The organism is Novosphingobium sp. PASSN1, from assembly GCF_002278815.1.
In genome coordinates this window covers 255,374-268,303 of record NZ_NKIS01000001.1, presented here as the reverse complement: position 1 = coordinate 268,303, position 12,930 = coordinate 255,374, and the positions used below count along the sequence as shown (strand labels likewise).

At 64.1% G+C, this 12,930-nt stretch carries 14 protein-coding genes and 1 tRNA gene; 8 read left to right on the top strand and 7 right to left on the bottom strand.

Features of this window, described 5'->3' with window-relative positions; genetic code table 11:
- Nucleotides 1-8 precede the first annotated feature (8 nt).
- The 5 genes from CFE35_RS01200 to rimP are packed head-to-tail and all read right to left on the bottom strand — an operon-like array spanning nt 9 to nt 6,135.
- Nucleotides 9-545, bottom strand: a complete 537-nt coding sequence (locus CFE35_RS01200) for a DUF1697 domain-containing protein (protein ID WP_292927091.1) — start codon at nt 543-545, stop codon at nt 9-11.
- A gap of 40 nt (nt 546-585) precedes the next feature.
- The gene (gene infB / locus CFE35_RS01195) at nt 586-3,180 is read right to left on the bottom strand and encodes a translation initiation factor IF-2 (RefSeq protein ID WP_292927089.1); all 2,595 of its coding nucleotides are present in this window, start codon (nt 3,178-3,180) and stop codon (nt 586-588) included.
- 5 nt (nt 3,181-3,185) lie between these two features.
- The gene (locus tag CFE35_RS01190) at nt 3,186-3,938 is read right to left on the bottom strand and encodes a DUF448 domain-containing protein (RefSeq protein ID WP_292927087.1); all 753 of its coding nucleotides are present in this window, start codon (nt 3,936-3,938) and stop codon (nt 3,186-3,188) included.
- Complete coding sequence (gene nusA / locus CFE35_RS01185) at nt 3,919-5,571, bottom strand: transcription termination factor NusA (RefSeq protein ID WP_292927085.1); 1,653 nt, start codon at nt 5,569-5,571, stop codon at nt 3,919-3,921. The genes CFE35_RS01190 and nusA overlap by 20 nt, the downstream gene beginning before the upstream one ends.
- Before the next feature lie 3 nt (nt 5,572-5,574).
- Complete coding sequence (rimP, locus tag CFE35_RS01180) at nt 5,575-6,135, bottom strand: ribosome maturation protein RimP (RefSeq protein ID WP_292927083.1); 561 nt, start codon at nt 6,133-6,135, stop codon at nt 5,575-5,577.
- Nucleotides 6,136-6,470: 335 nt separating this feature from the next.
- Here rimP and CFE35_RS01175 point away from each other — a divergent pair, with 335 nt between their 5' ends.
- The gene (locus CFE35_RS01175; RefSeq protein ID WP_292927081.1) at nt 6,471-6,614 is read left to right on the top strand and encodes a hypothetical protein; all 144 of its coding nucleotides are present in this window, start codon (nt 6,471-6,473) and stop codon (nt 6,612-6,614) included.
- Nucleotides 6,611-6,832, top strand: a complete 222-nt coding sequence (locus CFE35_RS01170; RefSeq protein ID WP_292927079.1) for a PspC domain-containing protein — start codon at nt 6,611-6,613, stop codon at nt 6,830-6,832. The genes CFE35_RS01175 and CFE35_RS01170 overlap by 4 nt, the downstream gene beginning before the upstream one ends.
- Before the next feature lie 157 nt (nt 6,833-6,989).
- Here CFE35_RS01170 and CFE35_RS01165 read toward each other — a convergent pair whose 3' ends face one another.
- Nucleotides 6,990-7,388 carry a DUF1761 domain-containing protein gene (locus CFE35_RS01165; RefSeq protein WP_292927077.1) on the bottom strand — a complete coding sequence of 133 codons (399 nt, stop codon included), beginning with the start codon at nt 7,386-7,388 and terminating at the stop codon, nt 6,990-6,992.
- Nucleotides 7,388-8,176 (bottom strand): queuosine precursor transporter, encoded by a 789-nt coding sequence (locus CFE35_RS01160; RefSeq protein WP_292927075.1) that lies wholly within the window; start codon nt 8,174-8,176, stop codon nt 7,388-7,390. Before CFE35_RS01160 ends, CFE35_RS01165 begins: the two co-directional genes overlap by 1 nt.
- A gap of 60 nt (nt 8,177-8,236) precedes the next feature.
- Here CFE35_RS01160 and CFE35_RS01155 point away from each other — a divergent pair.
- The 6 genes from CFE35_RS01155 to CFE35_RS01130 all read left to right on the top strand — a co-directional run bounded on the left by CFE35_RS01155 (nt 8,237) and on the right by CFE35_RS01130 (nt 12,915).
- Nucleotides 8,237-8,313 (top strand) — tRNA-Arg (locus CFE35_RS01155).
- Nucleotides 8,280-8,675, top strand: a complete 396-nt coding sequence (locus CFE35_RS01150; RefSeq protein ID WP_292927073.1) for a hypothetical protein — start codon at nt 8,280-8,282, stop codon at nt 8,673-8,675. The genes CFE35_RS01155 and CFE35_RS01150 overlap by 34 nt, the downstream gene beginning before the upstream one ends.
- 88 nt (nt 8,676-8,763) lie before the next feature.
- Entirely contained in the window at nt 8,764-9,159 is a 396-nt protein-coding gene (locus CFE35_RS01145; RefSeq protein ID WP_292927071.1) for a PilZ domain-containing protein, read from the top strand.
- Nucleotides 9,160-9,364: 205 nt separating this feature from the next.
- Nucleotides 9,365-10,006: a LuxR C-terminal-related transcriptional regulator gene (locus tag CFE35_RS01140; RefSeq protein ID WP_292927069.1), complete on the top strand. Its 642-nt coding sequence runs from the start codon at nt 9,365-9,367 to the stop codon at nt 10,004-10,006.
- Nucleotides 9,999-10,226 (top strand): hypothetical protein, encoded by a 228-nt coding sequence (locus CFE35_RS01135; RefSeq protein ID WP_292927067.1) that lies wholly within the window; start codon nt 9,999-10,001, stop codon nt 10,224-10,226. The genes CFE35_RS01140 and CFE35_RS01135 overlap by 8 nt, the downstream gene beginning before the upstream one ends.
- Before the next feature lie 433 nt (nt 10,227-10,659).
- Nucleotides 10,660-12,915, top strand: a complete 2,256-nt coding sequence (locus tag CFE35_RS01130) for a GAF domain-containing protein (RefSeq protein WP_292927065.1) — start codon at nt 10,660-10,662, stop codon at nt 12,913-12,915.
- The last annotated feature ends 15 nt before the right edge of the window (nt 12,916-12,930 follow it).

Genomic DNA, 12,930 nt, shown 5'->3' with positions numbered 1-12,930 from the left:
GATATCCTTCAGGCCATCTTCGCCAATATGCGCGCCAGCGAGCGCACGTTGCGCGCCGTGCCGCGCCGGCCCAGGCGCCGTTCGAGGAACGCGCCCGTCATCCGGCTGGCCGCGACGCCCTCGACATAATCGATATAGAGCGCGCGCGGCCCCAGCGCGAGCCTTTCAGGCCCGCGCTCTGCCTGATCGGCCACCAGCACGCGGAACTGCGCCGGATCGGCCTCGCCATCCAGAAACAGCGTGTGGACGTTGGCATCCGCGCCGTGCCCGGTGAACGGGTTGTCCTCGATGCTGCTGCGGATTTCGTCCAAGCTGCGCACCGCGACAACGCTGCGCATATCAAACTTCGCGCGCACCAGTCCTTCGAGCTTTTCCTCAAGACCCGGCGTTGGCCGCTCGTCGTGATCGAACAGCACATTGCCGCTCGCCACCACGGTCTCGATGTTCGTCAGCCCCTCGCTCTCGAACGCCGCGCGCAGTTCCGCCATCGTCAGCCGGTTGCCGCCGACGTTGATGGAACCGAGCAGGGCGACATAGCGAGGCATCAGGCTTCACCATCCCGCAAGCGGAGCGGGAACGCGCGCATCACAGCGTGCGCACGCGTTCCTCGACCTCGAAGACTTCAAGCTGGTCGCCCGGCTTCACGTCGTTCGTATCGGCCAGCACCACACCGCATTCCAGACCGGCGCGCACTTCGGGCACGTCGTCCTTGAAGCGGCGCAGCGAGTGGATGACCGTCTGCGAGACGATGACATCGTTGCGCGTAAGCCGCGCGTTGATGCCCTTGCGGATGAAGCCTTCGACCACGAGCAGACCCGCAGCCTTGTCGCGCTTGCCGGCCGGGAACACTTCCTTGACCTCGGCGCGGCCGACGACCGTTTCGATCCGTTCCGGCCCGAGCTGGCCGGCCATTTCGAGGCGGATGTCGTCGGTCAGCTGATAGATCACGTCAAAGTACTTCATGCGCACCTTGAAGCGTTCGACCAGTTCGCGGGCCTTGGCGTTGGGGCGGACGTTGAAGCCGATGATCGGAGCGCCGCTGGCCTGCGCCAGATTGACGTCGCTTTCGGTGATCGCGCCCACACCCGAGGCGAGGATGCGCACCTTGATCTCGTCGGTCGAAATGCGGTTGAGCGCATTGACGATCGCTTCGGTCGAGCCCTGCACGTCGGCCTTGATGACCACCGGATACTCGATGACAGCCTGCTTGGCGGCGAGCGCGGAGAACATGTTCTCAAGGCTCGTCGGGGCCTGCGCGGTGCGCTTGGCAGTCGCGCGTTCCTGACGGTAGGCGGCGACTTCGCGGGCGCGGGCTTCGTTTTCCACCACGGTCAGCGTGTCACCGGCCATCGGCACACCGCCGAGGCCGAGCACTTCGACCGGCAGCGACGGCGGCGCTTCCTTGATCTGGCGGCCCTTGTCATCGTGCATCGCGCGGACGCGGCCCGATTGGGTGCCGACCACGAGGATATCACCGACCTTGAGCGTGCCGCGATTGACCAGCACGGTCGCCAGCGGACCCTTGCCCTTGTCGAGCTTGGCCTCGATCACGGTGGCTTCCGCCGCGCGGTCCGGATTGGCGCGCAGTTCGAGCAGTTCGGCCTGAAGCAGGATCTTCTCGATCAGCTCGTCCATGCCCTGCCCGGTCTTGGCCGAAACCTCGACGTCCTGCACATCGCCCGACATTTCCTCGACCACGATCTCGTGTTCGAGCAGACGTTCGCGGATCTTCTGCGGGTTCGCCTCGTGCTTGTCGGACTTGGTGATCGCCACGATCATCGGCACGCCGGCCGCCTTGGTGTGGTTGATCGCCTCAATCGTCTGCGGCATCAGCCCGTCATCCGCCGCAACGACCAGAATGACGATATCCGTCACGTTGGCGCCGCGCATGCGCATTTCGGTGAAGGCCTCGTGGCCCGGCGTATCGAGGAAGGTGATGTGGTCACCCGCCTTGGTCTTGATCTGATAAGCGCCGATATGCTGCGTGATGCCGCCCGCTTCGCCGCGCACCACATCGGTGCCGCGCAGCGCGTCGAGCAGGCTGGTCTTGCCGTGATCGACGTGGCCCATGATCGTGACCACTGGCGGACGCGGCTGCAGCGTCTCGTCTGTATCGACATCGGCGTTGGTGTCGATGTCAACGTCCGAATCCGATACGCGCTTGATATTGTGGCCAAATTCCTCGACCAAAAGCTCCGCCGTATCCTGATCGATGGTCTGGTTGATGGTGACCATCATGCCCATCTTGAACAGCGACTTGACCAGATCGGCAGCCTTTTCGGCCATGCGGTTGGCCAGTTCCTGCACCGTGATCGCCTCTGGCACCACGACATCGCGGACCTGCTTTTCGCGCGGCTGCGACTGGCCCGCGAAGTGCGCACGCTTTTCCTTCTCGCGCGCCCGCTTGAGCGCCGCGAGGCTGCGGGCGCGGGCGCCCTCGTCCTCGTTGAGCGCGCGGGTCACGGTCAGCTTGCCGGCCTGGCGGCGGTCGCCTGCGCCCTTGTCGCGCGGGGCATGGGCCGGCTTCTTGGCAGCAGGCTCGGGGCGCTTGGGGGCGACCACGGGCGTAAAGCGGCGCGGCGCGGTCTGCACTGCCGGTTCGGGCGCAGCCGGGGCTTCGGGCGCGGCAGCCGCTTCCGGCTTGGCTTCGACCGCAGCAGCGGCAACAGGCTCGGCCGCAGCGGGTGCTTCAGCGACGACGGGCGTTTCGGCGGCTGCGGGTTCGGCCTGCGCCGGTGGAGCAGCCGCTTCGGCTTCCCCGGCCTTGCGCGCTTCGGCCGCCCGGCGGGCTTCCTCCATCGCACGCACGCGCTCTTCCTGTTCGCGGCGGTTCGCGGCTTCCAGCGACTGCAGGCGGGCCTCTTCAGCCTCGCGCAGCAGACGGGTCTGCATTTCCTGGCGCGTTTCGCGCGAGGCGGCGGGCGGCGGCGGCGGCGGAGCGGGCGCGCGAACGGGTTCGGGCGCGGGCGCAGCCGGAGCAGCAACGACCGGTGCCGCTTCGGGCGCAGCACCCGGCGCAGCCTCACCCGGCCCGCGCGGCATGAGCTTGCGCCGCTTGACCTCGACGACGACCTTGTTGGTGCGCCCGTGGCTGAAGGTCTGCTTGACCTCACCTGCCTCGACCGAAGTCTTCAGGCCAAGCGGCCTGCGGCCCAGCGTCGGCTTCTTGTCATCGCTCATCGAACTTATACACCCTTCGTATCAATATCGTCGCACGCGGCAGAAGCCGCGTCCGTCAAGTCCTGCGCAGATTCGTGTGCAGACCCGAGAAAATGGAGCAGTCGCTGGAGCGGCACCGCGACCCTTTGGGCTGCGGCGGCATCGGTCAGCGCCAGATGAACCACGTTGTCGCGGCCCAATGCCACAGACAGCGCTGCCCGGTCCAGCGGCAAGATCACGCCTTTGAGGCCGGTGCCTTCGGCTTCTTCGCCCACCCGCCAGGCTTGCGCCAGCTTGTTGGGGCCATCGCTCCCGGCGTCGCTGGCATGGGCCAGCCACGTCACCGCCCCGGCGCGCGCGCCCTGTGCGATCCGTTCGGTGCCGAGCAGCATGTTGCCCGCGCGCAGTTCGATGCCCAGCCGGTCGGTCAGCGCCCGCGTCAGTGCGGCGCGGGTCCGCGCGGCCAGATCTGCAGGAATGGAAAGCGGCGCGCCCTTGAAGGCCCGCGCCAGCGCGCCGCGCAGCTTGCCGTTGGCGACAGCGGCGCCCAGCTCTGTTTCGGAAACGCCGATCCATGCGCCCCGCCCCGGCGCACGCGCCAAGGCATCGGGCAGCACATCGCCGTCCGGCGAAAGCGCCAGCCGCACGAGCTCGCCCCGCGCGTCATGACGCCCGGTAAGCACGCATTTCCGCTCCGGCTGGGCATCCTTTGCGGATGTCCCGGCCGGCTTGCTGCCAGAGATGTCGGAGCTTAGCGGCTCATTGTGAGGATTCCGCATGGGCGGCCTCCTCTGCTGCTGGTTCGTCGTCGAACCAGTGCGCGCGCGCGGCCATGATGATCTCGTTGCCCTGCTCTTCCGAGAGGCCATATTCGCCCAGCACGCCGCCCTTGTCCTCGGCCCGTTCGCTGCGATCACGCTCGCGGTCACGGCGGTTCTCAGGCGGATTGCTGTTGTTGCGGCGGCGCTGTTCGCCCCCGCGCTTCTTGGCGATCAGCTCGTCGGTGGCCAGATCGGCCAGATCGTCGAGCGTCTTGATCCCCGCCTTGCCGAGCGTGACGAGCATCGCCTCGGTCAGGTGCGGCAGTTCGGCGAGATCGTCCTCGACACCAAGGCCGCGGCGTTCTTCGCGCTGCGCTTCCTCGCGGCGCTCCAGCGCCTCGAGCGCACGGCTCTGCAGTTCCTGGCCCAGTTCCTCGTCGAAGCCTTCGATCGCGGCGAGTTCGGCGATATCGATATACGCCACTTCTTCGAGCTCGCTGAAGCCTTCGGCCACCAGCAGCTGCGAGAGCGTCTCGTCCACGTCGAGCTCTTCCTCGAACATCTTCGAGCGCTCGGCGAATTCCTTCTGGCGCTTCTCCGAAGCTTCCGCCTCGGTCATGATGTCGATGGCCGAACCGGTCAGCGACGAGGCCAGACGCACGTTCTGCCCGCGGCGACCGATGGCGAGCGACAGCTGGTCGTCAGGAACGACGACTTCGATGCGGCTCTCTTCCTCGTCGATCACCACGCGGCTGACAGTGGCGGGCTGGAGCGCATTGACCACGAACGTCGCGGTGTCTTCGCTCCACGGGATGATGTCGATCTTTTCGCCCTGCAGTTCCTGCACGACGGCCTGCACGCGGCTGCCCTTCATGCCGACGCAGGCGCCGACCGGATCGATGCTCGAATCGCGACTGATCACGCCGATCTTGGCGCGGCTGCCCGGATCGCGGGCGGCGGCCATGATGGTGATGATGCCATCGTAGATTTCGGGCACTTCCTGCGCGAACAGTTTCTTCATGAATTCGGGATGCGCGCGGCTCAGGAAAATCTGCGGGCCACGGTTCTGGCGCTCGACCTTCATGATCCATGCGCGGACGCGCTCACCCACGCGCGGCACTTCGCGCGGGATCTGCTGGTCGCGGCGGATCACACCCTCGGCGCGGCCAAGGTTGACGATCACGTGGCCAAACTCGACCGACTTGATCACGCCGGTGATCACTTCGCCCGCGCGGTCCTTGAACTCTTCGTACTGGCGATCACGCTCGGCATCGCGGACCTTCTGGAAGATCACCTGCTTGGCGGACTGCGCATCGATGCGGCCCAGTTCGACCGCCGGCAGCGGATCAACGAGGAAATCGCCGACCTTCGCGCCCGGCTGGAGCTTTTCGGCGGCCTTGAGATCGACCTGCTTGAAGTAGTCCTCGACCTCTTCGACCACTTCGACCACACGCCACAGGCGCAGATCGCCGGTGCGCGGATCGAGCTTGGCACGGATGTCGTTCTCGGCACCATAGCGGTTGCGCGCGGACTTCTGGATCGCTTCTTCCATCGCCTCGATGACGATGGACTTGTCGATCATCTTCTCGGTCGCGACGGAGTTCGCAATCGCGAGCAGCTCGGCACGGTTGGCGGAAATCGCACTGGCCATGGCTTAGTCTTCCTGTTCCTCAACGATGTCATCCGCGCCGCTGGTATCCAGCGGGCGAGAGGCGGCAATCAGCTTGTCCGTAAGGATAAGCTTGGCATTGGCGACAAGGCTGAACGGCAGGGCATATACCACACCGTCATCCTCGATCGAAACAACTTCGCTGTCAGCATCGAACCCGACGAGATCGCCGCGAAAGCGCTTGCGACCGTCCAGCAGCTCGGCCAGCTCGATCCGCGCCTCATGGCCGGTCCAGTTCGCGAAATCCTTGGCCCGTGTCAGCGGACGGTCGATCCCCGGCGAGCTGACCTCAAGCCGGTAGGCGTCTGCGATCAGCACTTCGCCCGCTTCTTCGAGCGCATCCACGCGGTCTGAAATGCGGTGCGAAAGCGCGGCGCAATCCTCGATCACCAGCTGCCCGGTTTCGGGCCGCTCCGCCATGATCTGGAGCGTGTGCTCCTCGTCGCCGATCTCGCCACCCTTGAAATAGCGCACGCGCACGAGATCGAAGCCGAGGCTGGCAGCCTCTTCTCCGGCAATCTCGGTGATCCGTGCGATATCGTTCATGCGTGCTCCAGATGATCCGGCAGGGAAAAGACAGCGGTTTGGCGCCGGCCCCTTTCGGCGCCAGCCCAGACTTTGCCTTCACAATGTCGGGATGCATCGCGCCTTAGGCGGGGGACCGGCAAAAGGCAAGCGCCAAGATTGTGCAAAACCCCAATCCCGAAAGTCGGGAAATTTTCCCACACTTTGGCGCGGCTCTAAGTGAAAATGGCTAAGGCCGGAATCCGAAACCGCGGATTTCCGCCATTTTTTGCAATTGGCACGCCCCATGCAAAGCCCTTGGCATACGCCGAACCAACGGGACGGCGCCAATTTCGAACTCAGAAGGGAACCTAGACATGACCACCATCCGCACTTTCAGCGCCCCGATTTTCAGCGCAGCCGCCGCGATCGCCCTCACCCTCAGCATGGTCGGCGGCACTGTCACCGCACCGGCGCAGAGCCCGCTCCACACCGCCCCTGCCACGGAGTACGCCGCATGAGCGACCTGCGCTTCGAGGACAACGCCGTCCGTTCGCCCGCCCGTCAGGGTTTCCGTCTCAACAAGCAGCGCGGCAAGATCATGGGCGTCAGCGCCGGGATCGCCGATTATTTCGGGCTCGATGTCACGCTGGTGCGGGTCGCCTGGGTCGTCGGCACGCTGGTCGGCTTCGGCTCGCTGCTCCTGATCTACCTCGCCATCGGCCTGATCGCCGATTGAGCTGCGCAACACGATCCTCCCCATTTTCACGCAGTGCAAATGGGGAGGTGGCAGCCTGCAGGGCTGACGGAGGGGTCTCTTACCCCTCCACCACCCACTTCGTGGGCGGTCCCCCTCCCCATTTGCGTCTGCGATGAAAATGGGGAGGATCAGGAATTCACGCTGGCGGCGGCACCAGCCCAATCAGGCGCAGCACCACCGCCTGCGCTAGCATCACCACCAGCCAGTAGCCGCAATCGACCAGCGCCGCCCGCCCCGGCAGCGCGCGCATCCGGTAGGATGCGGCAAGGCTCGGCACCACAAACCCCAGCCAGATGACCACCGCGCTACCGATGGTCATCGTCCACACGCTGCCCTTGGGCGGCGCGAGGATCAGCGCACCGGCCAGAATGGAACAGAGCCACGCCTGTGCCGCGAATGCGAAGGCAAGGCTCCCGCCCCAGCCCCGTGCTCCGATCAAGCGCCGCTCAAGCGCCGCCTGCCATACCAGCCCCAGCATCAGCCCCAGCGCGGTAGCCGCCAAAATCGCCCCGCCGTTGAGGACGATATAGATCATCAGGCTTCATCCGTGCTCGCAAACGGCGAGAAATCGATGTCGGTATCATAGACGTCGACCCCCTCCTGCCGCTTGAGGAACCCGACCACGGCATAAGTCACCGGCGTCAGCAGGATTTCCCACAGCACCTTGAGCGCCCAGTTGGTGATCATCACGTGGACAACGTCCGGCGCTTCCCACGTGCCGAGGAACGCGATGGGATAGAACAAGGCGCTATCCACTGCCTGCCCGAAGATCGTCGAGCCCCAGGTGCGGGTGAACAGGTACTTGCCCCCCGTCCATACCTTCATCCGCGCCAGCACGAAGGAATTGACGAACTCGCCCGCCCAGAACGCCACGACCGAGGCCATCACGATACGCCAGGTGCTGCCGAAGACCGACTCATAGGTCGTCTGGCACACCGCACCTGCAGAGGTCTTCGCCACGATCGCGGCAAAGCGCGGATCGCCGCTGGAAGCGCAGCCCCAGCCATCCGAAGGCGGCATTGCGACCACCACAAAGCTCATGAACGCCATGAACAGCAGCGCAAAGAAGCCCACCCACACGCAGCGCCGCGCATTGGCATAGCCGTAGACTTCGGTCAGCACGTCGCCCAGCACGTAAGAGACCGGGAAAAACAGGATCCCCGCGCCAAACGTATAGCCCCAGACATTCGCCAGCTTGGCCGCGCCGATCAGGTTGGACAGCAGCAGGATCGCCACGAAGGCCGCCATCAGATAATCGAAGTAGCGGAAATGGCGGTGCGCGCCGACGCTGCCTTCGATGCGGGCGATACGGGTCTGGTTCATGGCGGCTGTTGCTATCGCGATTTGCACGGCGCGCAAAGCGGCCTTATGAGGCAGCGCAACGCGCCCTTAGCTCAGCTGGATAGAGCACCAGCCTTCTAAGCCGGTGGCCGCAGGTTCGAATCCTGCAGGGCGCGCCATTTTCCCCGCCCCGGGATGCGGAAATTTTCTGCAAAAACTCGGTCTATTTGGTTACCCGGCTCCCAAACCGCTGTTAACGGCGCAGGGCTTATCTATTCCCCAAGGATCGGGGATAACCATGCCAAATGAAAATCAGCAGACTGCCGCAAAATATGGCCATGACTGCACGCCGTATTCATTGCGCCTTGACCAGAAATCGGTCGAACGCCTGATAGTGCCAATATTCAAATTGCTGCGCCAAGTACTTATTTTTCTGGCAGGTCAGTCAGGGCGTCATGCAGCTTGTGCGCACGTATTGCACGCAAGGTCGGTGCGCCTTCCGACGATCGCTCCGGCTTTTCGCCCGCTGAATGCGCGCTGATAAACCGCAAGCCGCCATGCACCGGTCACATCATGAAGCCCCCGGTTCACCCCGTTCCCACCAAGCGCATTGCCCAATGGAGCCATCCATGATCCAGGACAGTTCGTACCCCAACGCCCGCGAACTTCGCGAACGCAGACTGCTGCGCGGTCTGATGCGGAGTGAACGCCTGCCGACATTCGATGTCGTGATTCGCAATATCTCGTGTGGCGGAATGTCCGCTACCTGCAAGGGCTTGCCTCCGCTCGTCGGCGAGACCGTCGAAATCCAGTTGCCCGATAACCGTCAGGTCAGCGGAACCGCGCGCTGGGTGTCCGAACAGGTCTTCGGGATCGCATTCGATGAGCCAATCAACCTTGGTGCCTTGTTCGATACGATCCAACGCCAGCGCGAACTCGCCGAGCGGAACGCCAGTTGGGAGGTCAAATCCAAACACCGCGTCACCGACTTCCGCCCAGATCTTGCGCGGATGCGCCGGGTCTGAAGGTCATGGACGATCGGCACACAATTGCCTGCGCACACCCATTGCAGCAAGGCAGGCACCAGTTTCCCACCATATTGGTAGCTTTCGCTTCCATGGCACCAATTACGCCAAACTCGGTGCCGCAATGGCACCGTTCGTTCTTGGCAATCAACCGTAGTTTCCCTTAGGCAAGGGTTACTAGTCATACCATGCACGGACTGAGAAAATGGACGATACAACAGCAGTTTATGTCATTGAAGACAGCGTTCATCTGCGCGCCGAAATTTCGCACAATCTGAGCGCACTCGGCATTCGCTGCGTGGTGTTCAATGACGTGAGCGAACTGCCCGTCAAGATCGATCGGCCCGTCATTTTCATGATCCGGCATGAATCGCCGAGCCGGGCCATGATCGACAAGTATCGCGCCGATCGCGCTCCGGTTTCCGCCAAGATCGAATTTTCCTGCAACGCTGGCTTCGAAAAGGCGGTCGCCGCCATTCGCGAAGGCGCGTCGGACTTCGTGGTGTGGCCATCCGAATCCGGCTTGCTTGAACTCGCGGTCAAGCGCGCCGAAGACGATTGCCGCCGCAACCTGCCCGCAAAGGTCATGGGCGGACGCGCCAAGGAGCGTGTCGCCATGCTCACCACGCGTGAACGTCAGGTGCTCGGCGCAGTCATCAACGGCTGCACCACCGAACGCATCGCCACCCGCCTTGCGATCAGCCCGCGCACGGTCGACATTCACCGGCGGAACGTGCTGTCCAAGCTGAACGTGCGCAACACCGCGCAGGCCATCGTGATCGCGCTGAGCTCGGGTGAGTTCCAGCCGGTGAACGACGATTTCGCGCTCGAAGCCGCCTATGCTTGATCGCGTGGCGGGTGCAGTGGCGCAGTGCGCGGGCCGTTCGGTCTGCCGCACCTTGGATCGCCACGCACCCGCTCCCGCCATCAAGTCCAACGGCGTGTTTCTTTATGGCCGCTGCCGGTTCTGCACCTTGATCATCGTGCGCGCAAACCGGTGTTCGTGGCGAGCAGCCCACGCTGTCGATGAAGCCTATCTCGCTGAAATGCGGGATATCTCGCACTGAATTCCTTCGGGTCGCACCGTAAGGTCTGCGTGCATTGCCCCATGCATTGCGCGCCAAAAACAGAAGAGCGGCACCCGGCCTTGCACAAGTGTCGGGATGACATGCCTCCGCTTCCGCCACCGATCCGAGGCCGGGTATTGCCCTTGCCGGAAAGTTACTCGGCACTGTCGCTTCCGTTGCGAGCGGGCGATTGATCGATCGGTAGTAGATCCTGGTGCCGGATTGGGCGAGTTCCCCGCCCGATCCGGCCTCGATATGAGCCAGGTATACGGCAACCTATTAATACATATCGGAGCTTGGCGGTTCGCGCCCGACAGGCGTACAGTAATCTCACTAGGTGCAATGTCGGGGGGCAAGGCATCGGGACCCGGAGGTTTGCGGGTCTCCAATCAAGAAGCCGGACGAGCAGACGGCATAAAGGGGCCTGGGGACGATGGCAGAATGGCGCAAGAATGCGCAGGTCTGGCCGCCCGCCGCAGCGGCTTTTGCGGCCGTACTGGCGGGCTTCGAGCTGCAAACTCCCAACTCGGGGCCAACGCTGGCCCTCGCTGGTATCTTGCTCGCAGTGCTTGCGCTGGCCGTCTTGCATCTGCTGGCCGTGCGCGCAACCCTTCTGGCCCAGCTCGATGTGGCGCGGATTGCCGCCAATTCCATCGATCAGAACATCTGGATCGAGGCCTATCCCTCTGGCGAACTGGCGTTTGCCACAGCGACATACGAGCGAGTTTGGGGACCTGACGCGCAGACGCTGTTTCAAGCGGCCGAAGCGCGCCTCGAAGCCGTACACCCCGATGATCGCAAGCGCGTGCGGCAAGAGATCCGCGCTGGTCAGGCCGGTCTCGAAACGTTCATCAGCGAATTCCGGATGATCACGGCAAGCGGCGAGGAGCGCGTGATGCGCGTGAAATTCTTTCCGCACAGCGTGAAGGCCGGGTCATCCGGATACTGGATCGGCTTTGCCGCCGATGTCACCGAAGACCACCGCAACACCGCCAGCATCATCCGTAACCGGCGCGCGCTGCGTGCGCTCGCGCAAGTCAATGCCGCGATCTCGCGCGCGCAGTCCCGCTCCGAGTTGCACCAGCTCGTCTGCCAGAGCCTGACCGAAGACGACGGCTATGCCGCAGCGTGGATCGGCCTGCGCGAATTTCAGCCCGAGGGCAGAATCCGCGTCACCGCCCATGCCAACAGCCACGCCGACTATATCAACGCGCTCGATATTCGCCCCGATGATCCCGTGCTCGGCACGGCGCCCACCGCCAAGGCCGTGCGCGATGGCAAAGTGTTCGTGTCGCACTCGGTTGCCGAGGATCCGGAACTGGCCCCCTGGCGCGATGCGGCCCTCGATCAGGGGTTCGAGGCGATCGCCGCCTTTCCGCTGTTACGCGATAGCCGCGCCTTCGGCTCGCTCACGCTTTATTCGAAAGAGCCCGGCGCCTTTTCCAACGACGAGATCAAGATCCTTGAGGAATTGAGCGTCAGTCTCGCGCAGGGCCTCGTCATGATCGAGGCCAAGACCGAGCTGCTGCGCAGCCGCAAGATGGAGCTGATCGGGCAAGTCTCTGGCGAACTCTCCCATGATTTCAACAATATCCTGGGCATCATTGCCACCCATGCCGAAATCGGCGGACGTGAAACCGATAGCGAGACGGTGCGCGACCGCTTCGCGCTGATCACACAGGCCGCACTGCGCGGGGTTGATATCACGCGTTCGCTGCTTGGCATCGCGCGCCACCCACGCGGCATCCCCGAAGTGGCCGATATCAACAGCCTCACCACGCGGCTGCTAGCGCTGATCCGGGCCGCCGTTGGTCCGGGTATCGATTTGCAAGTCAGGCTCTGGCAGGGCGCGCTCTCGGTCGACGTCGATCCCGCAGGCTTCAACAACGCGCTGGTCAATCTTGCGATCAATGCGCGCGATGCCATGGGCGATCACGGCGTCCTCACCATCCACACCTGGCTCAGCCCGGCGGGCGAAGGTTGCCCCGGCCGGGAAGACCTGCCCGTCCAGTTGCAGGACGGACCGCTGGTCATCGTCGAAGTGGCGGATACCGGAGCGGGCATGAGTGAAGACGTGCGCGAACGCGCGTTCGAACCGTTCTTCTCGACCAAGGGCCCGGCGCGCGGCACCGGGCTTGGCCTTGCCGCGGTACTCGGCTTTGCTGCCCATCACGGCGGCACCGCACGCGTGCTCAGCAGCAACACGCAGGGCACCGTGGTGCAAATCCTGCTGCCCGCACGGATCGGCGCTATTGGCCAGCCGCATGGTGCAGAGCCGAAGATCGCTGCCCTTCCCGCTCCTCGGCCCGAAAAGTTGCGGGTTCTGATCGTCGACAACGAACCCGATCTCCTCAGCGGCATGGTCGAAACGCTCAACCTGGCAGGCCATTCCGCAATCGGCTGCGCCGCTTCGCACGAAGCCCTTGAGGCGCTTTCAACGCAGAAATTCGATGTGCTGATCTGCGATCTTCTACTCGGCAATGGCGAGGATGGCACGGCGCTTGCCCGGCAAGCCGCTGCGGCTGATCCGGGTTTGCGCATCATCCTGATGTCGGGCAACGCCGCGCGCAACGCCGAAGCCGGGCTTGGCTGGCCGCTGCTGGAAAAGCCGTTCTCCGTCGATACGTTGGTCAGTCAGCTGGCTGCAGTGCAGACCGCTCCGAAACGTTCCCTAAGGCCTGCGGTCTGAAGGCGGAGCCGCTAG